Genomic DNA, 773 nt, shown 5'->3' with positions numbered 1-773 from the left:
AAAGTACTTCCAGTCAGATAAATCACATTACTCTGGACTGGCGCAATCTGAAGGCTATTTAAGTCATTCGCTGCGCTTGTGGAATAAACCCGATTAAGGCTTTGGTCAGCATTTTGTGAAGTTAAATAGGCGGGCAATTCATCTGGCCTCTTCGCTACACCATTAACAGTAATAGTTGTAGCCCCGTTGACTGGTATGTTAGCGTTCAGAGTTAAGCCACCCGACACATAAATGGCTTGAGCCAATAACTTAATGGCATTACCTAAGGTTCCTGGATTGGAACCTGCTAGGTAGTTACTGGCTTGGATAGCGCCAGCGCTATAGATGGTTTGGGCTTGAACGGTTACTTTGGAGGCATTGATTGAGCTGCCGATATTCAGATATGCAATGGAAGAGCTGATGATCACATCTAGGTTCTGACCACTAATGTTCGCATTGAGGTTAAAGATGCTTGAGCTTGATAAGGTTAAGGTGGTGTAGTTATTGCCTGCCTTAAGGATGTCGGCGCCACTAGCAATGGTGAGGCTGCCGGTACCATTTTGAGTGCAGGATCCGATTGGACAAGTGTTCGTATTACTCGTTACTGCAATAGTGACGTTGCTATTGGCCAGTACTGCTGAGATGAGGTTTGCTGTTGTGGCATCAATGATCAGATCAATGGGATCTAAGAGCCATGTGCCTGCTTTGCCATTGGTTGCGCTGGTATTAATTTGGGCAGTGGGAGCTAGCGCCACAGTTCCCTTGGAACTGGTCTCAATAAAGCCGCCATTACC

The 773-nt window shown here is 46.2% G+C and carries 1 protein-coding gene; it reads right to left on the bottom strand.

Going from position 1 to position 773, the window contains the following annotated elements; all coding sequences use genetic code 11:
• Positions 1 to 773 (bottom strand): hypothetical protein (locus tag ICN20_RS10200; RefSeq protein ID WP_216240520.1); only part of this gene is annotated, 773 nt, incomplete at both ends.

Source organism: Polynucleobacter sp. JS-Polo-80-F4 (assembly GCF_018881965.1).
Classification (GTDB): Bacteria; Pseudomonadota; Gammaproteobacteria; order Burkholderiales; family Burkholderiaceae; genus Polynucleobacter.
This window is presented reverse-complemented; position numbering and strand designations above follow the sequence as displayed.